Origin of the sequence: Sulfurospirillum sp., from assembly GCF_036802865.1 — a bacterium.
Lineage (GTDB): Bacteria > Campylobacterota > Campylobacteria > Campylobacterales > Sulfurospirillaceae > Sulfurospirillum.
Map to the genome: position 1 here is coordinate 698,719 of NZ_DAIRVK010000001.1, position 23,540 is coordinate 722,258.

Annotated in this window: 21 protein-coding genes and 1 tRNA gene; 14 read left to right on the forward strand and 8 right to left on the reverse strand. The window is 37.5% G+C overall.

Features of this window, described 5'->3' with window-relative positions; all coding sequences use genetic code 11:
* Positions 1 to 15: 15 nt before the first annotated feature.
* On the reverse strand, positions 16 to 1,032 hold the full coding sequence (locus V7Q04_RS03495) for a sensor histidine kinase (RefSeq protein WP_333803516.1): 1,017 nt from the start codon (positions 1,030 to 1,032) through the stop codon (positions 16 to 18).
* A 69-nt stretch (positions 1,033 to 1,101) separates the two neighbouring features.
* On the opposite strand from V7Q04_RS03495, the gene V7Q04_RS03500 reads away from it, so the two are divergent.
* Both V7Q04_RS03500 and V7Q04_RS03505 read left to right on the forward strand, forming a co-directional pair.
* Complete coding sequence (locus tag V7Q04_RS03500; protein ID WP_333803517.1) at positions 1,102 to 2,364, forward strand: aminotransferase class V-fold PLP-dependent enzyme; 1,263 nt, start codon at positions 1,102 to 1,104, stop codon at positions 2,362 to 2,364.
* Positions 2,365 to 2,541: 177 nt separating this feature from the next.
* A complete protein-coding gene (locus V7Q04_RS03505; RefSeq protein WP_333803518.1) occupies positions 2,542 to 4,362 on the forward strand; it encodes a KUP/HAK/KT family potassium transporter in 1,821 nt (606 codons plus the stop codon).
* Positions 4,363 to 4,555: 193 nt separating this feature from the next.
* Here the strand turns inward: V7Q04_RS03505 and V7Q04_RS03510 are convergent, their stop codons facing one another.
* The 3 genes from V7Q04_RS03510 to V7Q04_RS03520 all read right to left on the reverse strand — a co-directional run bounded on the left by V7Q04_RS03510 (position 4,556) and on the right by V7Q04_RS03520 (position 6,338).
* Complete coding sequence (locus V7Q04_RS03510; RefSeq protein WP_333803519.1) at positions 4,556 to 5,035, reverse strand: hypothetical protein; 480 nt, start codon at positions 5,033 to 5,035, stop codon at positions 4,556 to 4,558.
* Positions 5,036 to 5,086: 51 nt separating this feature from the next.
* A tRNA-Ile gene (locus V7Q04_RS03515) sits at positions 5,087 to 5,163 on the reverse strand.
* Positions 5,164 to 5,231: 68 nt separating this feature from the next.
* On the reverse strand, positions 5,232 to 6,338 hold the full coding sequence (locus tag V7Q04_RS03520) for an FtsW/RodA/SpoVE family cell cycle protein (RefSeq protein ID WP_333803520.1): 1,107 nt from the start codon (positions 6,336 to 6,338) through the stop codon (positions 5,232 to 5,234).
* A 57-nt stretch (positions 6,339 to 6,395) separates the two neighbouring features.
* Between V7Q04_RS03520 and V7Q04_RS03525 the strand changes: the two genes are divergently transcribed.
* The 12 genes from V7Q04_RS03525 (at position 6,396) to V7Q04_RS03580 (ending at position 19,611) form a co-directional block, all read left to right on the forward strand.
* The gene (locus V7Q04_RS03525) at positions 6,396 to 7,379 is read left to right on the forward strand and encodes an RluA family pseudouridine synthase (protein WP_333803521.1); all 984 of its coding nucleotides are present in this window, start codon (positions 6,396 to 6,398) and stop codon (positions 7,377 to 7,379) included.
* Positions 7,306 to 8,568, forward strand: a complete 1,263-nt coding sequence (locus V7Q04_RS03530) for a fibronectin type III domain-containing protein (protein WP_333803522.1) — start codon at positions 7,306 to 7,308, stop codon at positions 8,566 to 8,568. Before V7Q04_RS03525 ends, V7Q04_RS03530 begins: the two co-directional genes overlap by 74 nt.
* Positions 8,569 to 8,571: 3 nt before the next feature.
* The gene (gene trmB, locus V7Q04_RS03535; RefSeq protein ID WP_333803523.1) at positions 8,572 to 9,750 is read left to right on the forward strand and encodes a tRNA (guanosine(46)-N7)-methyltransferase TrmB; all 1,179 of its coding nucleotides are present in this window, start codon (positions 8,572 to 8,574) and stop codon (positions 9,748 to 9,750) included.
* Positions 9,734 to 10,405 (forward strand): cell division ATP-binding protein FtsE, encoded by a 672-nt coding sequence (locus V7Q04_RS03540; protein ID WP_333803524.1) that lies wholly within the window; start codon positions 9,734 to 9,736, stop codon positions 10,403 to 10,405. Before trmB ends, V7Q04_RS03540 begins: the two co-directional genes overlap by 17 nt.
* Positions 10,392 to 11,201 carry a cell division protein FtsX gene (locus V7Q04_RS03545; RefSeq protein WP_333803525.1) on the forward strand — a complete coding sequence of 270 codons (810 nt, stop codon included), beginning with the start codon at positions 10,392 to 10,394 and terminating at the stop codon, positions 11,199 to 11,201. Before V7Q04_RS03540 ends, V7Q04_RS03545 begins: the two co-directional genes overlap by 14 nt.
* Entirely contained in the window at positions 11,198 to 12,427 is a 1,230-nt protein-coding gene (locus V7Q04_RS03550; RefSeq protein WP_333803526.1) for a murein hydrolase activator EnvC family protein, read from the forward strand. The genes V7Q04_RS03545 and V7Q04_RS03550 overlap by 4 nt, the downstream gene beginning before the upstream one ends.
* A gap of 68 nt (positions 12,428 to 12,495) precedes the next feature.
* The gene (pyrH, locus tag V7Q04_RS03555; RefSeq protein WP_333803527.1) at positions 12,496 to 13,215 is read left to right on the forward strand and encodes a UMP kinase; all 720 of its coding nucleotides are present in this window, start codon (positions 12,496 to 12,498) and stop codon (positions 13,213 to 13,215) included.
* Positions 13,216 to 13,224: 9 nt separating this feature from the next.
* The gene (locus V7Q04_RS03560; protein ID WP_333803528.1) at positions 13,225 to 13,440 is read left to right on the forward strand and encodes a DNA-directed RNA polymerase subunit omega; all 216 of its coding nucleotides are present in this window, start codon (positions 13,225 to 13,227) and stop codon (positions 13,438 to 13,440) included.
* Between the two features lie 12 nt (positions 13,441 to 13,452).
* Positions 13,453 to 15,609 carry a RelA/SpoT family protein gene (locus tag V7Q04_RS03565; RefSeq protein ID WP_333803529.1) on the forward strand — a complete coding sequence of 719 codons (2,157 nt, stop codon included), beginning with the start codon at positions 13,453 to 13,455 and terminating at the stop codon, positions 15,607 to 15,609.
* A 27-nt stretch (positions 15,610 to 15,636) separates the two neighbouring features.
* Positions 15,637 to 16,842, forward strand: coding sequence for a tyrosine--tRNA ligase (tyrS, locus tag V7Q04_RS03570; protein WP_333803700.1), 1,206 nt, complete (start codon positions 15,637 to 15,639; stop codon positions 16,840 to 16,842).
* Positions 16,842 to 17,939 carry a nitronate monooxygenase gene (locus V7Q04_RS03575; protein WP_333803530.1) on the forward strand — a complete coding sequence of 366 codons (1,098 nt, stop codon included), beginning with the start codon at positions 16,842 to 16,844 and terminating at the stop codon, positions 17,937 to 17,939. Before tyrS ends, V7Q04_RS03575 begins: the two co-directional genes overlap by 1 nt.
* Positions 17,923 to 19,611 (forward strand): N-acetylmuramoyl-L-alanine amidase family protein, encoded by a 1,689-nt coding sequence (locus V7Q04_RS03580; protein ID WP_443070032.1) that lies wholly within the window; start codon positions 17,923 to 17,925, stop codon positions 19,609 to 19,611. Before V7Q04_RS03575 ends, V7Q04_RS03580 begins: the two co-directional genes overlap by 17 nt.
* Here V7Q04_RS03580 and V7Q04_RS03585 read toward each other — a convergent pair.
* From V7Q04_RS03585 to V7Q04_RS03600, 4 genes are all read right to left on the reverse strand, one after another.
* Positions 19,595 to 20,332, reverse strand: coding sequence for a competence/damage-inducible protein A (locus tag V7Q04_RS03585; RefSeq protein WP_333803532.1), 738 nt, complete (start codon positions 20,330 to 20,332; stop codon positions 19,595 to 19,597). The two genes, V7Q04_RS03580 and V7Q04_RS03585, sit on opposite strands and share 17 nt — an antisense overlap.
* Positions 20,332 to 20,904, reverse strand: a complete 573-nt coding sequence (locus V7Q04_RS03590; protein ID WP_333803533.1) for an adenylate kinase — start codon at positions 20,902 to 20,904, stop codon at positions 20,332 to 20,334. The genes V7Q04_RS03585 and V7Q04_RS03590 overlap by 1 nt, the downstream gene beginning before the upstream one ends.
* A gap of 14 nt (positions 20,905 to 20,918) precedes the next feature.
* On the reverse strand, positions 20,919 to 22,667 hold the full coding sequence (aspS, locus tag V7Q04_RS03595; RefSeq protein WP_333803534.1) for an aspartate--tRNA ligase: 1,749 nt from the start codon (positions 22,665 to 22,667) through the stop codon (positions 20,919 to 20,921).
* A 224-nt stretch (positions 22,668 to 22,891) separates the two neighbouring features.
* A complete protein-coding gene (locus V7Q04_RS03600) occupies positions 22,892 to 23,458 on the reverse strand; it encodes a YajG family lipoprotein (RefSeq protein ID WP_333803535.1) in 567 nt (188 codons plus the stop codon).
* Positions 23,459 to 23,540: the final 82 nt, after the last annotated feature.

Below are 23,540 nucleotides of genomic sequence, written 5' to 3' on the forward strand. Positions count from 1 at the left end.
TTACATACTCATGTTTTATTTTGGAATTCTAATTTCAAAGCCTTTGGGGTCTTCCAGTAGATTGATTTTGCCATTGTGAGCTTGAATGATTTGTAAAGAAAGAGCCAAGCCTAAACCATTTCCTTTGGTTTTGGTTGTTTTAAAAGGCTCAAAAAGTATATTTTTATTTTCAATAGGTTTTCCATCATCTTTAACATGTAGGATGACACATTCAGTGTCTTCTACAAAAGAAATGCTGACATTGCCACTCTCTTTTTCGCACTCTTCAATCGCATCAATCGCATTAAAAATAAAGTTTTGAAGTACTAAATTGAGAAGTTCAAAATCAGCTTTGATCTCGACATGTGGTAAGTCAAAATGATAGGCAACATCTTTGGTGTAAGAGTAGTGTGAAATGGCCTGTTCGCACTCTTTAATCAGACGATCAACGTAGAAAAAGCTTGGATTGATTTGCACACTTTTCGTAAAGAGAAGGGTCGCTTTAATAATGCGTTCCACGCGCCAAATCGCTTTTTTGATCTCTGTAACAAGAGGTTTAACACTAGGATCTACTTTTTTGAGAAGCGTTGATGCAAGCAGTGAAACCGAACCTATTGGATTTCGGATTTCGTGCGAGAGATGTGCGGCAACTTGCCCCATAGAAACAAGGCGCTCTTGGCGTTTTCCTTCTGTAATGTCGGTAGCTGTAATGATTTTTTTATCACTTTTAGTGACGCTCTTAATCAGGTAAGATCGCCCTTCAAAATCAATTTCATTTGCTTCATCCAGCGATAAACCTTCCAAAATAGCACCCATTTTTTTGGCTTCGCTGTTTTGTAAAAAGATGGCACCATCCTCATCAAAAACCCATAACGCATTGGGTTGCACTTCGATAATTTGACGAATAAAATCTTGCAAAGAGGAATAAGATTCATTTAGCTTTTTGTACTCATCTTCAATAACATAGGTTTGGTTGATAAGATCTTCCAACCCTTGTTTAAAGAGCTCTTTTTCTTTGGCACTAAGGCTGTTGAGCAAATTTTCATCAATCATTTTTGATTCCTATCATCGCTTTAAAGGTTTATAAAGGGTATAATACCCGAAAATTTTTGGATAAAAGTCGTGCAAGCAATACGTAAAAATATTATTAAAGATAAAAATCTTCTCTATTTTGACTATACGGCATCTGGACAAGGGTATAAACCGATTGAAAAGCAGATGCAAGATATACTTAAAACCTATGCGAACACCCATTCTGAAGTCGCTTCAAATGCCGTTAAAACAAGCAATTATTATGCCAAAGCACGCAGTGATCTAAAGTTTGCCCTTGAAATTGATGAGAGTTTTTATCTGTTTCCTTGTGGAACAGGTGCAACGGGCGCGATTAAAAAATTTCAAGAACTCATGGGAATTTACATTCCTCCAAGGACACTGAAACGCTACGGACATAAACCTGAAAATCTTCCTGTTGTTTTTGTAGGACCTTATGAACATCACTCCAATGAACTCAGTTTTCGTGAAGGGTTATGTGAAGTCATCCGTGTACCTTTAGATCAAGATGAAAAAATCGATATGGCGTTTTTGCAGACACATCTTGAATCGTATAAAGAACGCGAAATTATTGCCTCTTTTTCTGTTGCTTCTAATGTAACAGGTATTGTTAGCGACTATAAAAGCCTTTACACACTTATTAAACGCTATAACGGCATTTTATGCCTTGATGCAGCGGCTGCTTCTGCTTACATTAACATTGATTGTAATTACTATGATGCACTTTTCCTTTCACCTCATAAACTTTTGGGTGGTGTTGGATCATGCGGTATTTTAGTGATGAAAAAAGAGCTGTGTACTGAAAAAACGCCTACATTTGCAGGCGGTGGAACGGTAGGGTATGTTTCTCGCACATCGCATGATTTTTTAAGTGACATTGAGCTCATTGAAGATGCTGGAACACCTGCTATTTTGCAGTTTATTAAAGCGTCACTCGCGTATAAACTCCGCAATGAAATAGGGCTAGAAAAAATCCATGCTCTTGAAGAGGAGTTGAAGTTTTATTTTGGTTCTCGTGTACGTGGCATTGATGGTGTTAAGCTCTATTGCAAATATTCACAAGATAAATTACCTATTTTTTCACTCAATTTTGAAGGAATCAATCCTTATACCATTTCGCAGTATCTCTCCGATCATTTTGGGATTCAAACCAGAGCAGGATGCAGTTGTGCTGGTCCATACGGGCATGACCTGCTTCATCTTGAAGATGGTCAAAGTTTTGATGAAAAACCAGGTTGGCTTCGCATTACTATTCATTACACACATACAAAAAAAGAGATAGATGCTCTTTTAAAAGCAATTGAAAAAGCTGTAAAAGCATTATCTAAATCCTAGCTATCATCTATAGTATGTAAGGTTCAAGTCGTATTTAAACCTTACATACTTCTTTTCCTTTTTTTTCACTTTTGTTACTTTTAGTAAATTTTAATATTGATATCACTAGAATAACAGCTTGCACATTTAAAAAAAAATAAAAAATATAGTTTTTCATATGAAAAAGGACACTAAGCGATGACGTTAAAAGAGCGTATCAAAAATGAGATGATGGTCATAAAAGCGTTAGGTGTAGTTTATGGAGATATTGGAACAAGTCCGATTTATACCTTAGCCGTTATTTTTCTCATTGTTCCACCGACTGTTGTGAGTATTTATGGTATTTTATCTTTCGTATTTTGGGCATTAACAATTCTCGTCACGATTCAATATGCGTGGTTAGCGACGAGTCTAAGCCAAAAAGGAGAGGGTGGCACGGTTGTTTTAATACAGATGCTAACGCCTCATCTTAAGAGTGCCAAAATGGTTACGATGGTCTCTATTTTAGGCTTTTTAGGTCTTTCTTTAATGATTGGTGATGGTGTTATTACGCCTGCTATTAGTATTCTGAGTGCGGTTGAAGGTATATTACTGATACCTGCGTATTCAGAACTGCCACAATTAGCACTTTTGGTTTTTGCAGCCTTAATTGCATTTGCTCTTTTTGTGGTTCAGAAAAAAGGTGTTGAAAAAGTTGCGGCTGCATTTGGTCCCATTATGGTTATTTGGTTCTTGAGCTTAGGTGGGGCTGGTTTGTGGTATGTTAGTCAAGATGCTTCCATTTTGCATGCTATTAATCCAATGTATGCTATTAATTTTGCACTCGCAAACCCTGCAATTACCTTCATTATTTTAGCCGATATTATTCTTGCAACGACAGGTGGTGAGGCGTTGTATGCGGACATGGGACATTTAGGTCGTTTGCCTATTCTCAAAGGTTGGATTTTTGCATTTACAGCATTGATTTTAAGCTACTACGGGCAAGGTGCTTTTTTGTTGACACATCCAGAATCCGTTGGAAGCCCTTTGTTTGAAATGATGCACGAATTTGCCCCTACTTTTTATATTCCTTTTCTTATTTTAACAATTATGGCAACGGTCATTGCTTCTCAGGCAATGATTAGTGGTATTTTTTCTGTACTGTATCAAGCGATGACCACACGTATTTTCCCTCATTTTCGTGTTGAATACACTTCCCATGAATTACGTTCTCAGATCTATGTAGGGTCTATTAACTGGTTCTTATTTGTCTGTGTTATCATCATGCTTTTTGTCTTTAAAGAATCAGCCAAACTTGCTGCGGCATATGGTTTAGCAGTTGCTGGTGCTATGTCCATTACGGGTGCTTTGATGACGATGATCTTTGCGTACCGTAAAGAGTGGTTTAAAATGGTTTTTGCTGCCTTATCAGGATCTGTTAGTTTTATCTTTTTCTCATCATGTCTCTTAAAAATTCCTCATGGCGGTTTTTGGTCGCTTCTAATTGCGGCTGTTCCATTGGCATTTATTGTTCTTTATACCCAAGGGCAAGAGCGTCTTTATTCATCTTTTCATTCGGTTGATAAGGAAAACTTCTTACAAGCCTACAAAGACCATTATTCACACGAATCACACATCGAAGGTACTGCACTCTTTTTTGCACGTAAAGCTGAAAATATCCCTGCATATATTCCAAAAACCATGTTCCAAAATGGTATTCTTTATAAACAAAATGTGATTGTTAAAGTTAAGCCTACCAATGAACCACTCGGTATTCAAACAGAGTTTAAATCTTTGGCCGAAGGGCTTGATCTTTTAGTCATTCATGTTGGCTACATGGAAGTCTTTAACATGGAAGAGATTCTTAAAAAAGAAGAGATTCATGAGCGAACCATTTTCTATGGTGATGAAGAAATTGTCTCAAAACATTTTGCATGGAAACTCTATGCATTAGTAAAAGATATGTCACCAAGTTTCGTTAGCTTCTATAATTTTCCGCAAGAAAAGCTTATCGGCGTTTCACGTCGCATTGAAATCTAAGTACCTGCTTTCTAAGCTTCTAGGAGGAGTATTTCCTAGAAGCATTCTTACTGTGTAAATTTTACGATTAGTTTATTACTACAAGTGTATTAGGTTGATAAAGAGAGTTTAATAAGTATAGTATATGTAATTGGGCGTTAATGCAGAAGAAGTCTTGAATAAAAAATGTCCCAAGCAGGGAGGAGTCGAAAGATTACTTTCGGCTACCTGATTCACTGTATTGTTTTAGACTTTCAAAGTAAGTGTCACGAAGAGCGTTAACGTAAGCAGAAGCTCTTTTCGCATCTGTCATAGTAATGAGTGCTTCATTGCCAAATTTATCGCTTACTTTTGAGAGTTCATATGCTAGTTTTGATTTCTCATTGAGTTTGGTAAGAGCTTTGTAAAATGCTTCATCAATCTCTTTATTTTTGAGTTTGTCATTTTGGTAAAGATAGAGTGCTACACGGTAAACTTCATCTTTATCGGTACTGTAAACTTCAACATATTCGATAGCATTATCTAAGAGTTTAATATTAAAATAATTTTGATCCTTCGTAACACAGGAAAACTCTGTACATTTGAAACCATTGGCTTCTAAATAGACTTTATCTTTGCCAATAAGATCATCTAAAAAACCTGCGAAGAGAGAGAGTTGGGAAACGACTGCTAGAAAAAGTAATCCTTTTTTCATAACATTTACCTTTGTGTATCAAATTAAACGAATTCAAACTTAAGAAGCAAGTGGTGGGTCCTGAGTGGCTCGAACACTCGACCACCCCGTTATGAGCGGGGTGCTCTAACCAACTGAGCTAAGGACCCATTTTAAAGAGTGAAATTCTACCTTTTTTATTGTTAAAAGAAGATAAAAAATAACCTTAAATAGGGCATTAGAGAGAGTATTTAATTGAGCGATAGGTTGGGTCAAATCTAAATGCTAAAAGATTCTCCAAGATGCCAAAAAGAGCGAAAAAGGTGATAAAACTACTTCCCCCGTAACTGTAAAAAGGAAGCGGAACGCCGACTACAGGAGCCAGTCCTATGGTCATTGCAATGTTAATACTCATGTAAAAGAAAATGAGCAGAGAAATCCCACTGGTAATAACTCTAGCAAAGTAGTCGTCTTTGAGAATAAAATTGAGACTTAGCAGATGCATGACCAAAAGAGCATAACAGACAATGAGACCAAGCGCACCCCAAAATCCAAGTCGCTCCACCGTATAGGCAAAGATAAAATCACTGGTCGCGATAGGTAAAAATTTGTAATGCGTTTGCGTTGCTTCGCTACGCTCTTTTCCTGTAAGTCCACCTGATCCAATCGCGATAATAGACTGTTGGACGTGATAGCTTGGTTTCTCAGACATAAAATCAGAGATACGTTTTTTTTGATAATCATGTAAACCATTGTACATAACTGGGCTACAGATACCTACAACAAGGGCTAGGGTTAACCAAATTTTTTTATTGACGCCAATGACAAAAAGCGTACCGTAGCCTAGTAAAATCAAAATCATTGCAGTCCCTAAATCAGGCTCTTTTGCAACGAGTACAAATGGAAGCAAAATATAAAAACTGAGTTTAAAAAAAGATTTCCAGCCATAGCCATTTTCATCCGGTGGATTGTGTTTGATCAGATAGGCAAGCATCAAAATAAAAGCAGGTTTGAAAATTTCTGAGGGTTGAATGGTAAAATGCACAAATGGAATTTCAAGCCATCTTCTCGCCCCAAGTTTGGCAATACCAAAGAAGTCAACACTGACAAGTAAAATGATCGTTACCCAATAAAAAAAAGGGATAACCCACTCGATTTTTTTGATAGGAATAATAAAAAATATAAAAAATGTGAAACAGCCGACGGTATAATATACGAGTTGTTTATTTGCCAAAGCTGTATTGGCTTCCGAGATAAGATAGTAGGAAAGTACGATGACGGGAATGACGAGTATAGGAATTAAAAAATCAAAATGTGTTAATATGCGCCTATCAATTTGAAACACTAGATCCCTTTAGAACGTTTTCACAAGTATATCAAAAAATAGAAGAAAGTAGGGTAGATGGAATTTACATGTAAAGAGTCAAAAAGGCTGGATGCTGCCATGAGTGAAGCTCTGGAATTACCACGCAATCAAGTCGAAAAGCTCATTAAAAATGTAGGTGTGTATGTGGATGGCAAGCTGACGAACAAGTCCAGTTTAAAGCTGGTGGAAGGAAATGTTGTTCGCTATGAATTTGTTGAAGCTGAGCAAAATCCAAGCCAGTATGAAGTCACTTTTGATGTGCCTATTTTATATGAAGATGATGATCTTTTGGTCATCAATAAACCTCCTTTTTTAACGGTACATGGCGCTCCAAGTGTCAAAGAAGCTACGTTGGTTGATTGGCTTCACTTCAAGGGCATCAATCTTTCCACCATAAGCGGAGAAGAGAGACATGGCATTGTGCATCGTATCGATAAAGAGACGAGTGGGGCGCTGGTCATCGCTAAAAACAATGAGGCACATTTAAGCCTTTCGTCGCAATTGGAAGACAAAAGTATGGGAAGATACTATCTTGCGATGATTGATGTGCCACTTAAAGATAATATCGTTGTTGAGTTACCTATTGGAAGAAGCCCCAATAATCGCCTGAAAATGGATGTAGTAAAACGCGATGGACGCATAGCCAAAAGTGCATTTTCCAAACTTTTGATTTCACGTGATGGTAAAAAAGAGTTGATTGCCGCAAAACTTTTTACAGGACGGACACATCAAATTAGAGTCCATTTAAGCGCCCTTTCTCGCCACATCTTGGGGGATGGTTTATACGGCTTTAAGAGCCAAAATGGTACAATACCAAGAGTTATGTTACATGCATATATTTTGTATCTAAAGCATCCAAGAACAGGGCAGTTATTGCAAATACATGCTCCATTGTGGGATGATTTTGATACGTATTTAACACACCATTTCAGTAAGGAAGAGGTACATGAAAAAATTACTTTGGATAGTATCATTGATGGCTTTAAGCTTAATGATCACTGGATGCGAAAAGACGCTTGAAACACCAAAAGAGCCAATTGTTGATGCTTCTTTGCCTCGAATAGAAGGTATTCGCATACTTGCAGGTGCCACAGAAGTTGGTTTTGAGTGGACGCCTATTTACAGTGCTCAAATTGAAGGGTATTATCTGTACCGCCAAAGTGGCAATAGTATGAAAAAAATTGCCACCATTAAAGACAGGTATATCTCGCATTATGTGGATACCGAGTTAAAACCCAATACCACTTACTCGTATCAAATGAGTACGTATTCAGCCGATAAACATGAATCAGGGTTAAGTATGGTGGCAACTGCAACGACAACAGCTCCTGTTGCTAAAACTGCAACACTAGGTTCCGTTGACTCTGTGTCGTTTATCAATGCAATTTCAGATCTTCCTGCTCGCATTAAAATTATTTGGCGACCGCATTCACTTGAAAATGTAGAGTATTATATTATTGAACGTAATGAGTATAAATCAACTTCATGGGATGAAGTTGGTAAAGTCAAAGGCAGATTGAATGCCGAATATATCGATCAAGATATTAAAGATAACTATGCGTATCGTTACCGCATTAAAGTTAAAACTTCTGATGGTGTTGTCTCAAAACCGAGTGACATGGTCGAAGCACATTCAAAGCCGCTTCCTAGAGGCATTACTGGAGTTAAAGCTACTTCAGATTTACCTAAAAAAATTCTTTTGACGTGGAATGCTTCTACAACAAGTGATTTCGCTTATTATAAAGTTTATCGTTCTCCAACATCCAGTCTGTTCTACAGTTTTTACGGTAAAACTGTTAACACAGAGTTTGAAGATTTAATTAATGATAATGGCAAAACGTATTATTATCGCGTTGTCGCCGTTGATGTGGATGGTCTTGAATCTAAACAAGAGGGAACGGTTACGGGAATGACACTCTCAGCACTTGGTTCCCCTATTGTTAGTGCTGTTAAGCACGATGGTAGCTCCATTTCTATTTCATGGGGTGGGGATGAGAATGCAGTTAAGTATACCATTACCAAAGAGTTTGAAATGGCGGGTAAAACACAAAAACAGAGTTTTACAGGTATTTTTGAAAGTAATTTTATCGACCAAGATACGCTCCCTGGTGTCGAATATAAATATCATATTATTGCGATTGATAAATACGGTATTGCTTCTAGTCCTTCTGATAGTGTTGTTATCAAGATTCCAAAGGAATTAAAGTAATTTATGCCAAATTTTCATACGCAGACATTAAAACCTTTATGTTACCCTTGTACGTATAAAGAGACCACTTTTAGTTACGAAGCGCATTCAAAAAGAGGCAATAAACTGGTGATGGCTTCTACGGCAGGGGAGCAACTCCTCATTCGTATTCACCAAAAAGAAGATGGTGGATTTCTCGTCAAGGGTGACAAAGTCACACGCCCAACGCAAGCCTCTTTTTTACAAAAAATCTTAATGGATTTTCGCGATGTAAGCGAAGCCGTAGAGATATTCTCTAATATTGAGCCTAAAAAGTTTTTAGAAGTAAAACATTCACCTTACCTAAAAGAGATAGAATTTTTTGCAACTCATTTTGATGTGGATCGTGAAATCTGGATAGAGATTGGCTTTGGAAGTGGACGACATCTTCTGCATCAAGCAAAGAAAAATCCTCACATACAATTCATTGGACTTGAAATTCACAAGCCTTCGATTGAGCAAGTTTTAAAGCAATGTGAGCTTCAGAACATTGAAAATATTCTCGTAGTTGACTACGATGCACGCCTTTTTATGGAGTTCTTACCGTCCACTGTTGTGGGACGTATTTTTGTGCATTTTCCCGTTCCGTGGGATAAAAAACCACATCGTCGTGTTTTTTCGGCTGCTTTCATTGAAGAAGCATTACGTGTTTTACATGTAAAAGGAACATTAGAACTTCGAACAGATAGCCCGCTTTATTTTGAGTTCTCTTTTGCTCAAATGATGCATCTTGCTCGTGCCGATGTCCATGTGAAAAAAAATGCCGAGCTAGAGATAACCAGTAAGTATGAAGACCGCTGGCGTAAAATGGAAAAAGACATTTATGATGTCATTTTAACCAATGAAATTGCAGCAGATCCTATCCCAAAACTCGGAACATTGCATTTTGATGAATTGGTCGATTTTAAAAAAATTCGCGATACCTTTAAAGATGACCTTTTGCGAGGAGAGGGCTTTTTTGTCCATTTTGAAGAGTTGTTTGAAATTGATGATAATAATGGTCTCATTCGCCTCTCGTTTGGCGCAAATGAACGTAATGAAAAGTGTTATATACAAATTCATGAGGGGAAAGTTTCCTACCTTCCTGAGACAATTTTAGCGACTAAAAACAATAGTGCAGCTCATACCTTAATCAAAGAGTGGTTTCATGGAATATGTGATTAAAGCCACGGGCTTAAATATTAGCTATGGCAGAGACGAGCCAATTATTACCGATGCGAGTATGCAGATTAAAGCGCAAGAATTTGTCTTTATAACAGGAAAAAGTGGTAGTGGCAAATCAACCATTATTAAATCACTCTACGGCGAGCTTTTCCCCAATCGTGGAGATCTTAACGTCTGTGGGATTGATTTTAAAAATATCAGTAGCTCTAAACTGAATCTTTTAAGACGTTATTTAGGGGTGGTTTTTCAAGACTATAAACTGATTGATGAGTGGACAGTAGAGCAAAATGTCATGTTGCCTCTTATTATTGGTGGGTTTTCAAAAAGTGTTTGTATTAAACAAGCGCACAAACTCTTAAAACATGTCAAATTGTTGCACAAAATCAATAAATATCCGTACGAACTCAGTGGTGGTGAACAACAAAGAGTTGCCATGGCAAGGGCATTAGCACATAATCCTGTGCTGATTTTAGCCGATGAGCCTACGGGGAACTTGGACAGCTATTCCAGTGAAGTCATTTGGAATTTACTTAAGGGTGCAAAAGAGCATTTGGGTACAACCGTGTTGGTTGTAACGCACAATATTCCCTCAACATTAGGGATTGATTATAAACACTATTTCCTAGAAGGTGGCATATTGCATGAGGTCAGTTAATAGCCATTTTTCAATTATGATCTCTGTTTTTGTTCTGCTTTTTTCATTTCAATTTACGAATGTGATTAAGAGTATCGTGAACGATTATGCGACAAAAATTGTTAATGATTATGCCATTGTTATTGTCTCTTCTGCAGAACTCAAAGAAGATGAACTCAGAAAACAGATTCCTGAAATTGAAAGCTTATCTGAAATTAGCAGTAAAAAGATTTTAGATCGTCTCAAAAATGATATGTCCTCTAAAAATCTATCTCTTCTACAAGTGGCACTTCCTAAGTTTTACTCTTTAAAACTAGAGTCCATACCCAATAAAAAAAGAATTGAAGCCATTAAACAAAAGCTTATGGGAATTAACACGATAACGCGTATTGAAACGTTCGCCAAAACACATGAGAAGATGTTTAAGATGTTACAGCTTCTTCAAGCAATGGTCTATATTTTTGCCTTTTTTGTAGCCTTTGTTTCGATTCTTCTTATTTTTAAGCAGATTCGTATTTGGACGTATGAGCACAGTCGTAGAATGTCTATTATGACGCTCTTTGGGGCCTCCTTTTTTATGAAAAGTGCCATGTTATATCGTATGACTTTGGTGGATTCATTGGTGAGTTCAATTCTTGTGTGTGCCCTTTATACGGTTGCTCCTAGATTAGCCATTGTCAAAGATTTTGCTGCTGAACTTGATATTATGGTTCCAGAATTTGATCTTCTTTATCAAGGTGGTACACTCATTGGTGCTTCAATTCTTTTTGCATTGGTCTCTGTCACAATTGTTTCTCGTAAAATTGGACGTGTATGAAACCATGGTTTTTAGGTGTGGTCTTATGGATGCCATTGGTGGTAGTCGCTGCACCCAATACAACGCAAAAGATTGATGAAAAAGCAAAAACACTCCAAGAAAAGCTTCAAACTGAAAAACAAATTCATGGAAAATTACAAGATATTGCCAATGACATTGTAAATGAAGAGAAAGACATTGAAAAGATCAAAGATAAGATCGAAGATCTCGGTCGCAATATCAATGAATCACAAGAAACAGTATCGCGTAAAAATGAATACCTCGATAAATTGACCAAAGATACCCAACAGCTCTCTTCTCAAAAGAAAGATTTAGAGCAAAAAATCATTAAAATAATTGCAGAGGATTTTTCATTTTATTTGGTCTCCGATAGCGATTATTTGGATAATGAAGATGGTATTTTAGTGGATGAAGTGCTCCAAAAGATGGACACAATTATGCGTAAAGAGTTTGGAAAACTTTCATCAGATTATAAACAAATCAACGACCAAATTTATTCTCAAAGCCAAGAAATTAAAAATATACATGGTGAAATTCAAAGTGCTAAAAGTAAAAAAGATGAATTACTTGCACTAGAAAAAAAGAGGGAGAGTTCCGTTTTATCGCTCAATGCAAAAAAAGAGGGGTATAAAAAACAGTTAGACGATATACAAAAAGAGCGTGATGAAATTCGTACAACCCTAGAACAGCTCAAAATTATTAAAGTACAAGAAGAGAGTAAAATCTTAGCAGAAAAAAATGCAGCTTCTAAAAGAGAAAAAGGACCTTCCACTGTGGGTGGTGGGGATAATAGCATTCGACAAATTGGCTCTTCTTATCAAAATAGTAATGTTAAAAAATATGTTGGGGAGCGTACGATTGCACCATTGGATGGCTATAGTATCAAACGTAAATTTGGCGACTACGTTGATCCAATTTATAAGATTAAAATTTTCAATGAATCTGTTGTTTTAGCTTCATCAACGCCTGATGCTACCGTTAAAAGTGTTCTTAATGGTAAAGTCATTTTTGCAAAAGACACTGCTTCAATGGAAAAAGTAGTGATTATTGAAAATAGTGATGAAATTCATACTATTTATGCACATCTCTCTAAAATTGCTCCAACCATTCAGGTAGGTCAAAAAATCAAAAAAGGATACGTCATTGGACGTGTCGACAATGATCTTACCTTTGAAGTAACCCAGAAGAATTTCCATATTGATCCACTTGATCTGATTGCAAAGTAACTTTTTAGGTCTTTTAGGGTAGAATAAAGAAGTTTTCTATGCCTAAGATGCAGAAAGGTTTATACAATATGGAGAAGAGAAAAAGGGTTTTAGTTAAGTTCTCTGGTGAGGCGCTTGCCGGTAATAATGGATTTGGTATTGACACTTCTATTTTGAAATTTATAGCCGATGAAATCAAATCATTGGTCATGCATAATATTGAAGTGGGTATCGTAATCGGCGGAGGCAATATCATTCGTGGGGTGAGTGCTGCGAAAGACGGCATTATCAAGCGTACCAGTGGCGATTATATGGGGATGCTTTCAACCGTTATTAATAGTATTGCAATGCAAGAAGCATTGGAACACACAGGAATGGAAGTACGCGTTCAAAGTGCGATTAAAATGGAAGCAATTTGTGAAACATTTATCGTAAGACGTGCTCAACGTCACTTTGAAAAAGGGCGTATTGTTATTTTTGCAGCAGGAACAGGTAACCCATTCTTTACAACCGATACTGCCGCGACACTTCGGGCTATTGAAATTGGCGCAGATATGATTATCAAAGCGACTAAAGTAGATGGTGTATACGATAAAGATCCTAATAAATTCTTAGATGCTCAAAAATTAACGGAGCTCACATATGATAGAGCAATGGATGATAATATCAAAGTAATGGACGATACTTCAATCGCTCTTGCTAAAGATAACAACCTCCCAATTGTTGTATGTAATATGTTTGCAAAAGGAAATTTACTCAAAATTATCGAGGGTGACTTAGAAAGTTGCTCTATTGTTAGAAATAAATAAGGAAAAAAAATGGAAAGAACAGAACAAATTACAGCAAGAGCTTTATCTCTTGTCGGTCAAGATCGTTATAAATTAGTGATGCTTGTTTCAAAAAGAGCAGATCAATTATCAAATGGTGCAGAGCCATTAATTAAAGCAGATAAAAATAAGCAAAAGTTTACAGACATTGCTCTTCTTGAAATTGCAGAAGGCAAAGTCAAATTAGAATCTATTACTGACTTATAAGCAGCGTGACACTTGGAAGAGTTAGTCGAAATTGTTAAAGAGTGTAAGCGCTCTGATAAAGCGGTTGAACTCTTATACAAATACATCAAGCCAACACCGAACGTTGAAAAAGCAGTTGCTTTTACGATAGCCAAACATCAAGGGCAGTATCGTAAAAGCGGTGAAGAGTACGTTATTCATCCTATCTTAGTGTGCGTTTTTGTAGCATACTTAGGTGGTGATGAGTCGATGATTGTCGCGGGCTTATTGCACGACGTCGTCGAAGATACTTCGTGTTCTACGGAAGAAATCAAAGCAATGTTTGGTGAAGAAGTAGGGCATCTTGTTGATGGCTTAACGAAGATTGTCGAAATACGAGATGTTGAGCTTATTCCGTCCTCTTCCAATGACAAACTGGTTGCTTCAGCACTTACATTCCGTAAAATGCTCATTGCTTCCATTCGCGATGTACGTGTTTTAGTAGTCAAGCTGTGTGATCGTCTCCACAATATGCTTACCCTTGCTGCACTTGACCCTGTAAAACAGCGACGTATTGCCGAAGAAACCTTAGTTGTTTATGCCCCTATCGCCCATCGTTTGGGTATTTCTTCCATTAAAAATCTTTTAGAAGATTTTAGTTTTTACTATGTGATGCCAAATGAGTACGCTAAAATTGATGGCTATATCACAGAGCATGGTCAACAACTTCAACTTCGTCTCAACCATTTTATCTCTAAAATCAAAAACCATATGCTGAAAGAAGGGTTTATTGAGAGTGATTTTACGATCCAAAAACGCGTTAAACACTATTACTCAATTTATCTTAAAATGCAACGTAAAGGTGTGACCATTGAAGAGGTATTGGATCTTTTAGCCATTCGTATTATTGTGCGAACACCTATTGATTGTTACCGTGCTTTGGGTATTGTCCACCAACATTTTAAGCCTTTAATTTCACGTTTTAAAGATTATATTGCGATTCCAAAAGAGAATGGTTATCAGACGATTCATACAACTGTTTTTGACGATAAATCCATTGTTGAGTCACAAATCAGAACGTATGATATGAACAAAACAGCTGAATATGGTGTTGCAGCTCACTGGAAATATAAATCAGGGGGGCTCAATCCTAAACTTGATTGGCTCAATGACCTCAATACTCAAAATGAAGAAATTGAAAATATTGAAGATTTCTATGCGATAGCAAAAGATAATCTCTACAGCGAAGATATTGCCGTTTTTTCACCTAAAGGTGATATTTTTACGCTTCCTCGCGGTGCCACAGTCCTTGATTTTGCGTATGAAGTACATACGGAAGTTGGCACATACGCCGATGAAGCTTATGTCAACAAACAAAAAGTGCCACTGTTGAGTGAGCTTAAAAATGGTGACATTGTTCGTATTGTCACATCCAAAGAGCCAAAATACAGATGTAGTTGGGTTAATAGTGTTAAAACAGGTAAAGCAAAAAGCACTATTCAAGCGAATTGTCGTCAGAAAATTAAAGAAGTTAACCACAAAGTTGCTATTAAAATTCTAGCACATGCGTTTGGTGTGGCTGAAAATAAAGTTGAAGCATGGGTTGAACAAGAACATGCGATGAAAAAGATCTTTAGAATCGCCACAGATTCGATCTATTTGCAAGATGTTTCCAATACATTAAAACTCTATGCTATGCAAGACACGTTACTTTTTCCATTGCTTAAAAAAGATCGTTATCACATCAAAAAACAGAAGTTTGAAAATATCGTTATTTATTCAAATCATCATATCTCCAATGTCTATTTTGACTACTGCTGTCATCCTAAACGGGGCGATGATATTGTTGGATTTAAAAAAGGTAATGATGTGTTTGTACATCACAAACTCTGTGAGCGCGCTGCTGTATTAATGGAAGAGAATGAGCCTATGATTTTTGTAAAATGGACGAAAGAAGCTCCAGATCGTTACAAACTCATTGTCAGTATTGAGAATAAAAAAGGCTCTTTAGCCTCATTTTTAGCTTATTTGGCTAAAATGCAGATCAATCTGGTGACCATAGAGCTTGGAAAAGCCGAAGATGAGGGACATGCAGATTATTTTGAGATGATTTTAGAATTGCCTGACAAGAATGTTAGCGCAGTACGTGAAAACCTCAAAGGACGTTATCGTGTGATTGAATTTGTTTCGGCAAATGACGCTTATAAATAATCGAAGAAGGAAATAAGAGATATGGATATGCGGATTCAAAATGCGCTTAAAGAGATCAAAAGAGGCATTAGTGAGATTATTGATGAAGAGCGTATTGTTACATTATTGAAAAATTATTTTGAGAAGGGTGAAACTTTTTTAGTTAAAGCAGGCTTTGATCCAACGGCTCCAGATCTTCACTTGGGACACACTGTTTTACTTCAAAAAATGGCACTACTTCAAAAATTTGGTGCGGTTGTACAGTTCCTTATAGGTGATTTTACAGGCATGATTGGTGATCCAACCGGTAAAAATGAGACACGTAAAAAATTAACACGTGAAGTAGTTTTAGCCAATGCTCAAAGCTATAAAGAGCAAGTTTTTAAAATTTTAGATCCAGCAAAAACAGTTGTAATGTTTAACTCCGAATGGTTAAATGCACTTGGTGCAAGTGGCTTAATTGAACTTACAACGACTTTTAGTGTCGCTCGAATGCTAGAACGTGAAGATTTTGAGAAGCGATACAAGTCTCAAATGCCTATTTCAATCAGTGAATTTTTATATCCATTGCTTCAAGGTTATGACAGTGTAGCAATGAAAAGTGACATCGAAATGGGTGGGACTGATCAAAAGTTTAACCTTTTAATGGGTCGTCATATGCAACGTACGTATAACATCGGCAAAGAGCAAGCGGTCATTATGATGCCTTTGCTTGAAGGCTTAGATGGTGTCAATAAAATGAGTAAATCACTTGGTAATTATATTGGTGTTACGGATATACCTTCAGAAATGTTTGGCAAGATGCTTAGCATTTCAGATGAATTGATGTGGCGTTATTATGAGCTTTTAAGCACAAAATCACTTGAAGAGATTGCTGTACTTAAAAAAGATGTTGAAGTGGGTAGTTTGCATCCAAAACACGCTAAAGAGACGATTGCTTTAGAAATTATTGAACGATACCATAGTAAAGCTGAGGCACTTGAAGCCAAAGCCGAATTTGACCGTGTACATTCGCAAAATGAGATTCCAACAGATATTGAAACCTTTATATCGAATGAATCACCCATCTGGATTGCTAAAGCTTTGGTGGATTGTGGATTAGAATCATCCACTTCTCAAGCAAGACGTGATATTAAGCAAGGTGCTGTAAAACTTGATCAAGAAAAAGTGGACGATGAACAGCTACAACTTGAATGTGGAGAGTATATCCTCCAAGTAGGTAAGCGCAAATTTATCAAGTTAAAGGTGCAATAATGTCATTTAATGCTCTTAAAATTGGCAAATACACAATTGAATATCCTATTGTTCAAGGTGGTATGGGACTTGGAATCAGCTGGGATAAACTTGCAGGAACCGTAAGTTTAGAAGGTGGTTTAGGTGTCATTAGTTCGGTTGGAACAGGCTATTATAACAATGCACACTTCAGTAAGAAAACGATCAATACCCGTCCTTTTGAAACAGAAAATTTTTATTCTAAAGAAGCTTTAACAACTATTGTAGCAAACGCACGTAAGATTTGTGGCACAAAACCGTTAGCAATGAATATTTTGTATGCGATCAATGACTATGAACGTGTTATTAAAGACTCTTGTGAAGCAGGCGTTGATATTATTATTACAGGGGCTGGGCTACCTACCAATATGCCAGAATTTACCGCAGATTATCCCGATGTGGCATTGGTGCCTATTGTTTCGTCAGCCAAAGCATTAAAAATCATTTGTAAACGTTGGACTCAGCGTTACAATCGTCTCCCTGATGCTATTGTGGTTGAAGGCCCACTGAGTGGCGGTCACCAAGGTTTTACCTATGAGCAATGTGCTATGGAAGAGTATCAACTCGAAAATTTGATCGCACCTATTAAAGAAGAGATTAAAGTTTGGGGAGATTTTCCTCTTATTGCCGCAGGCGGTGTTTGGGATCGTTCAGATATCGATAAAATGATGGCACTAGGTGCTGATGGTGTCCAAATGGGAACACGCTTTATTGGAACACATGAGTGTGATGCCGATGAGAATTTTAAAGAAGTTCTTCTCAAAGCACATAAAGAAGACATTCAACTTTTTAAATCACCTGTTGGTTACCCTGCACGTGGTGTTCGTACCAATCTTATTCAGATGGTTGAGAAAAGAGAAGGGCCTGCTATTCGTTGTATCAGTAACTGTGTAAGTCCATGCCATAGAGGTCAAGAGGCAAAAGCAGTAGGATATTGTATTGCGGATAGTTTGAGCGATGCATATATGGGGAAAGTAGAGACAGGGCTCTTTTTTACAGGTGCAAACGGTTATAAACTTAACGAAATTATCAGTGTGAAAGAACTTATTGCAAAGTTGGTACATGGGGAAGCACATTAGAGTATTTTTTGTTTTGTTGCTGACATGTATAGCGCTTTTTGGCGCACCCAATTACATGCAACAGCTTGAGCAGTATGATACACAAATGAAAGGCGCAAATAACGATGAAGTGTTACGTGTCTTTCATGGACTCAAAGCAGTTTATATTCAAGCCATTATCTCTGGGGATGAAAACCTAAAAAAAGAGACGCTTGAGCGCCTGATTAAAACAGCCAAAGTCCTCAAATTGGATGCCTCAAAATATGAGTCAGAATTGGCTACTTTAGGCAAAGATACTAAAAAAACAGCTCCATCTAAACCACTTATTCCACCTCCGGCTGCTGAAGAGAGCTTTGAAGCATCACGTAGTACCACCAGTAGTAATAATAATGCTTATCCTTCAGCACCACAAGCTTCTACTCAAGCCGTTTCTGCTAAAGAGAACAAAGCAGATGCCATGCCTATGAATGCAACAACAACGCAAGCTTCATCATCTTCATTACCTAAAAACTATAATGGTAAAAACGTATTGCAGCACGTGAAAACCAGTGAAGAAGAAATTGTGCTTGATTTTGGCTCCGCTGTAGTAGAGAGTAGTGTCAAAATCTTTGTGTTGAAAACTACCGATGGGTATAAAAAAATTATTGATATACCTGCTATTATTATGAATGCGCCTTTAACAATTACAACACCTAAAAAGCTACAAAGTTTACGCATTAGTCAATACAATGCCAATGCAATTCGCATTATTCTAGATGCACCCAGTGCTTTTGAAACGTATGTCAGTGTTTTAGATACACAAGTCATTTTATCACTCAATAAAAAACCGGTTTTGACTGAAAAAAGAATTATGACACCGGCTGTTGAAGCCCCTAAAAAAGCACCCGTAGTTGCACCTCCACCTGAACAGCCTTCTGCTAAATCTTATACAGCGCCTACCATCGCACCAGAAGCGCCTGTAGTTGCAAGTAAGGCTACACCATCATCTCCTCCTAGTAAAAAAGGGCAAAAACGCGACAAAACGATCGTTATCGATGCTGGACATGGTGGTAAAGATGCGGGTGCTATTGGCTATAAGCAACGTATGGAAAAAAATCTTGTGCTTGATATGGCATTACAACTGGGTAAAGAGCTGAAATCACGAGGATATAAAGTGTTCTATACACGTCAAAGTGATGAGTTTATCAACCTAAGAGACCGCACTAAAGTTGCTAATGATAAAAATGCGGATCTTTTTATCTCGATACATGCAAATGCTGCGCCTAATGAGGCAAAAAAGCTTTCTATGAAAGGACTTGAGACTTTTTTCCTCTCCCCAGATCGTTCCGAACGCTCTAAAAACGTAGCTGCATTAGAAAACCAATCGAATATGGAAGAGATGGATTTTTACTCTAAAGAGACTTTTTTAAATGTCTTTAATCGCGAGAAAATTATTCTCTCCAATAAAGTTGCCATTGATATACAATCGAGTATGCTTAAAAGTGTAAAGAAAAAATATAGCGTTGAAGATGGAGGGGTAAGAGAAGCACCTTTTTGGGTTTTAGTTGGAGCGACTATGCCATCCGTCTTAATCGAAGTAGGCTATATTAGCAATCCGGATGAGTCTGATAATATGTTCAATCCACAGTATCAAAAGCACCTTGTTGATGGTATTAGTGATGGACTTGACCAGTATTTTACAAACAATCCTTGATTGTTTTCCCTTTTTTCATCGTAGCATCTTTAAAATAGCGTGACCACTGCTCTACTAAAGCATGTTCCTCATGTGCAAGGTAAATTTCAACCATACGTTTTTCGCCAACAAAGCGTGGTAATGAGGAAAAGTTGAGCTCTTTTGGCAGAGCTTCCATAATATCAATTAAATCATTTTCTGTTGATTCAACGATAAATGAAACAGTGTAAAGTTTAGGTTGACTAGGGAAGTGTTTATCAAGGGCTTCTTTCGCCATAGGCCATGCCATTGATGGAAATCCTGGGGTGAAAAAGAAACGGTTGAACAGTGAAAATCCTGGGACATTGTTGACCACATTATGTAAGAGTTCAGAAGAAGGTGGAAGCATTGCCATATTAATACGGTGAGGATATGCTTCATTGCCAAATTGCTGTTCTATAAGCTCTTTTGCTTTCTCATGTAAAGTTAAAGACTGTCCTGTAAAGACTTCACTGGCAATAGATCGTGTCAGATCATCGGGTGTTGCACCAATACCTCCAAAACAGAACATCACACTTTTTGGGTCTTGTAAAATCATGTTGAAGCAGTTCTGAATAAGGGCAGGGGAATCTTGTATCACAAAACTTCCTGAATGGAGAAGTCCTCGATCGCGTAGTTCTTGATTGATAAAGGCGAAGTGTTTATCTACCCTGCGACCATTGAGAAGCTCAGTCCCAATGATGACAGAGTAGAAGTGTTGCATTAGATATGACTTTTAACGAAGCTTTCCATCTCGTTTACAATCTCTTCGATGGTACGCTCGCCATTGATTTTGTGAAGGAGGTTTTTAGCACCGTAAAATGCTTGAATACCTGCTAATGGCTCTGTGTAAACTTTCATACGGTTATTAAAAACCTGAACGTTATCGTCCGCTCCACGTGCACGTCCTAAGACGCGGTCACATGCAACTTGTTCACTGACTTCAACTTCAATGACAGAAACCAGTTTAACAGTTGTCTCTTTTGCTAAGAGTGCATCAAGAGCTTTCATCTGCTCATCAGAACGTGGGAAGCCGTCAATGAGGACAACATTTTTAGGGCTATTTTTTATAGCACCGACGATGGTATTGATAACAATATCAAGAGGTACAAGGTTTCCCGCACTGACAAACGAATCAATCGTTTTTCCAAGTTCACTACCGCTTGCAACTTCATCACGAAGCAATTCACCGGTTGAATAGTGTGCGATTGCATCGCTATTTTTTTCTGCGATTAAACTCGCATCGGTTGTTTTACCACTGCCTGGGGCTCCAATAATCAAAAATAGTTTCTTCATCAACAACATTCCTTTTATTTGGTTTTTTCTCTAAGTCTAATTCCAAGGTCACGCAATTGGTCGTTTTCTACTGCACTTGGAGCGCGGGTAAGAAGACATTGTGCTTTTTGGGTTTTAGGGAAGGCAATAACGTCACGAATGCTATCACTTTTCGTGATAAGCATCATCAAACGATCAAGTCCAATTGCCAAACCACCGTGTGGAGGAGCGCCGAATTTAAGCGCATCAAGTAAGAATTCAAATTTCTCATGTGCTTCTTCATCGCTAATGCCAAGAAGGTTAAATACTTTTTGTTGAATCTCTTTTTTATGAATTCTGATACTACCACCACCAAGCTCAACACCGTTAAGAACGACATCGTATGCGATAGATTCCATCTCATCGATAGGTGTGTTGTCAATGTCTTTTGGCATAGTAAATGGATGGTGAAGTGCTTTGACTCTGCCATCTTCAACCTCAAACATTTCAAAGTCAACAACCCACACAAATTCAAATCGATCTTTAGGGATAATATTCATTGCTTCAGCTAAGAAGATACGGAAACGTCCCATATAATCAAGTACAAGTTTTTTCTCACCAGCACCAAAGAAGATCGCATCGCCTACTTGTAGGTTTGCTGCGTCAACGATGGCTTGTAAATCTTCTTCATCAAAGAATTTTGCTAAAGGACCTTTAAGTCCTTCTTCTTTCATCTGAAAATATCCCAGTCCTGATGCTCCAAATTTGCGAACATACTCTTCAAAGCCTTGCATTTGACGTTTAGAAAAGATGTTGTCACCGTTTGGTACTTTAAGTGCTTTAATACGGTTTTTCTTTGTATCTTTAGCAATATTGCTAAAAATTTCATTTTTACATTTAGCAAAAATATCAATAACATCAATCATAGAAAGGTCATAACGAAGATCAGGTTTGTCTGAGCCGTATTTTTCCATTGCATCTTTGAAACGAATACGGTTGAAAGGAATTGTAATTTCATGACCGCATGCTTTGAAGACATCTTTTAAAAGATTTTCGGTGACTTTCATAACGTCTTCTTGGTTGCAGAAGCTCATCTCGATGTCGATTTGTGTAAATTCAGGTTGACGATCAGCTCTCAAATCTTCATCACGGAAACATTTAGCTACTTGGAAATAACGATCAAATCCTGCACACATCAAAAGTTGTTTGAAAAGCTGCGGAGATTGTGGAAGCGCATAAAATTCACCATTGTGAACGCGACTTGGAACGAGATAATCACGCGCACCCTCTGGCGTAGATTTGGTTAAAATAGGTGTTTCAACTTCCAAAAAGCCTTGTGCATCCAATGAGTTACGAACAGCTATGGTTGCTTTACTTCTGAGTTTGAAAATTTCGTATGATTTATGATTGCGAAGATCTAAATAGCGATACTTAAGGCGTACATCTTCCCCAACATTGTTATCGCCGATAACAAATGGAACGGTTTCACTTGCATTTTCAACGATAAGTTCGTCAACAACGATCTCGATTTTACCTGTTTGAAGGCGTGGATTTTCCAACCCCTCACCACGTGCTCGTACGCGACCTTTTGCTTTGAGAACAAACTCATCTCTTACTTGAGCAGCAATATCGTGTGCTGAGACACTGTCTGCAGGATCGCAAACCAGTTGAATAAGACCTGTTTTGTCACGAAGATCAATAAAAATAACACCACCATGATCTCTGTTGCTATTTGCCCAGCCACACACTTCTACAACTTCGCCAATGTTGGCGACATCTAAATCGGTACAATAATGACTTCTCAATGTTTATTCCTATACTGAAGGGTACTTTAATGAACCCTTGAATGTCGTTTTTTAAAAGGTATCAGTATAGCTAAATGTAGCTTTTCTTTAGTTTATTTGAGAAAAGTTTGTTGATGATCTGTTGGTAGTTACGTATTGATACAGTTTTGTTTGATTGAGAGTGTACATGAAGAAGGATACGCATTATGTTTGGATGAGAGGAGAGAGCATCTCTCCTCTGTAGATTACATGCGTGTTAAACGTGTAACGATTTGATCGATGCTGTCCGTAAACAGAGTGTACAAAAATGGTTCTAAATCTTTAGAACTGTATGAAGGGGCAATCCATTTGCTTCCTTTTTGTCTAAAGTTTTGGGTTATGACTTCATCCCCTTTGCGTACAACGACTTCAATTTCAATTTCACCTTTGAGGTTTGCATCAAAGTTTTTGTCATTGTAAATAAGCTCAATATCTTTAATCGAGACTTCTACAACTAAATTGGCTTCGTTGGTAGATGCATTGGTGTTAAAACCTGCAAGGTTAAGGGCATAGCCTAAGCCTTCATTGTATTTCTCAGCAAAGTTTTCGTTGCTAAAGAAATTGATTGTATTACTGCTTTTTTGATCAACATAGCCAATAATATTTTTCTTCACGCGTAGATCTTTGACGGGTCTTAAATAGACAATTTTCTTATCGCGGGAGAGAGGTCCTTGGTACTCTGCTTTGTAAGATTCTAAACTTAGTGCTTCGTTTTTGTAGGTACAACCGCTAAATATTAGCAATGCCATAGCTACGAAAATGAGATGTTTCATCGTATTACTCCTCGTATTTAACCTCTTTGAGAGGTCTGTCGTATCGGCGAATTATAGCATAAACACTGATTAATAAAAGACA

Coding starts and splice junctions, on each gene's coding strand:
- V7Q04_RS03495 (WP_333803516.1), bottom strand. CDS start 1,032: ATGATTGATGAAAATTTGCTCAACAGCCTTAGTGCCAAAGAAAAAGAG.
- V7Q04_RS03505 (WP_333803518.1), top strand. CDS start 2,542: ATGACGTTAAAAGAGCGTATCAAAAATGAGATGATGGTCATAAAAGCG.
- V7Q04_RS03510 (WP_333803519.1), bottom strand. CDS start 5,035: ATGAAAAAAGGATTACTTTTTCTAGCAGTCGTTTCCCAACTCTCTCTC.
- V7Q04_RS03525 (WP_333803521.1), top strand. CDS start 6,396: ATGGAATTTACATGTAAAGAGTCAAAAAGGCTGGATGCTGCCATGAGT.
- V7Q04_RS03530 (WP_333803522.1), top strand. CDS start 7,306: ATGAAAAAATTACTTTGGATAGTATCATTGATGGCTTTAAGCTTAATG.
- trmB (WP_333803523.1), top strand. CDS start 8,572: ATGCCAAATTTTCATACGCAGACATTAAAACCTTTATGTTACCCTTGT.
- V7Q04_RS03540 (WP_333803524.1), top strand. CDS start 9,734: ATGGAATATGTGATTAAAGCCACGGGCTTAAATATTAGCTATGGCAGA.
- V7Q04_RS03545 (WP_333803525.1), top strand. CDS start 10,392: ATGAGGTCAGTTAATAGCCATTTTTCAATTATGATCTCTGTTTTTGTT.
- V7Q04_RS03550 (WP_333803526.1), top strand. CDS start 11,198: ATGAAACCATGGTTTTTAGGTGTGGTCTTATGGATGCCATTGGTGGTA.
- pyrH (WP_333803527.1), top strand. CDS start 12,496: ATGGAGAAGAGAAAAAGGGTTTTAGTTAAGTTCTCTGGTGAGGCGCTT.
- V7Q04_RS03560 (WP_333803528.1), top strand. CDS start 13,225: ATGGAAAGAACAGAACAAATTACAGCAAGAGCTTTATCTCTTGTCGGT.
- tyrS (WP_333803700.1), top strand. CDS start 15,637: ATGCGGATTCAAAATGCGCTTAAAGAGATCAAAAGAGGCATTAGTGAG.
- V7Q04_RS03575 (WP_333803530.1), top strand. CDS start 16,842: ATGTCATTTAATGCTCTTAAAATTGGCAAATACACAATTGAATATCCT.
- V7Q04_RS03580 (WP_443070032.1), top strand. CDS start 17,923: ATGGGGAAGCACATTAGAGTATTTTTTGTTTTGTTGCTGACATGTATA.
- V7Q04_RS03585 (WP_333803532.1), bottom strand. CDS start 20,332: ATGCAACACTTCTACTCTGTCATCATTGGGACTGAGCTTCTCAATGGT.
- V7Q04_RS03590 (WP_333803533.1), bottom strand. CDS start 20,904: ATGAAGAAACTATTTTTGATTATTGGAGCCCCAGGCAGTGGTAAAACA.
- V7Q04_RS03600 (WP_333803535.1), bottom strand. CDS start 23,458: ATGAAACATCTCATTTTCGTAGCTATGGCATTGCTAATATTTAGCGGT.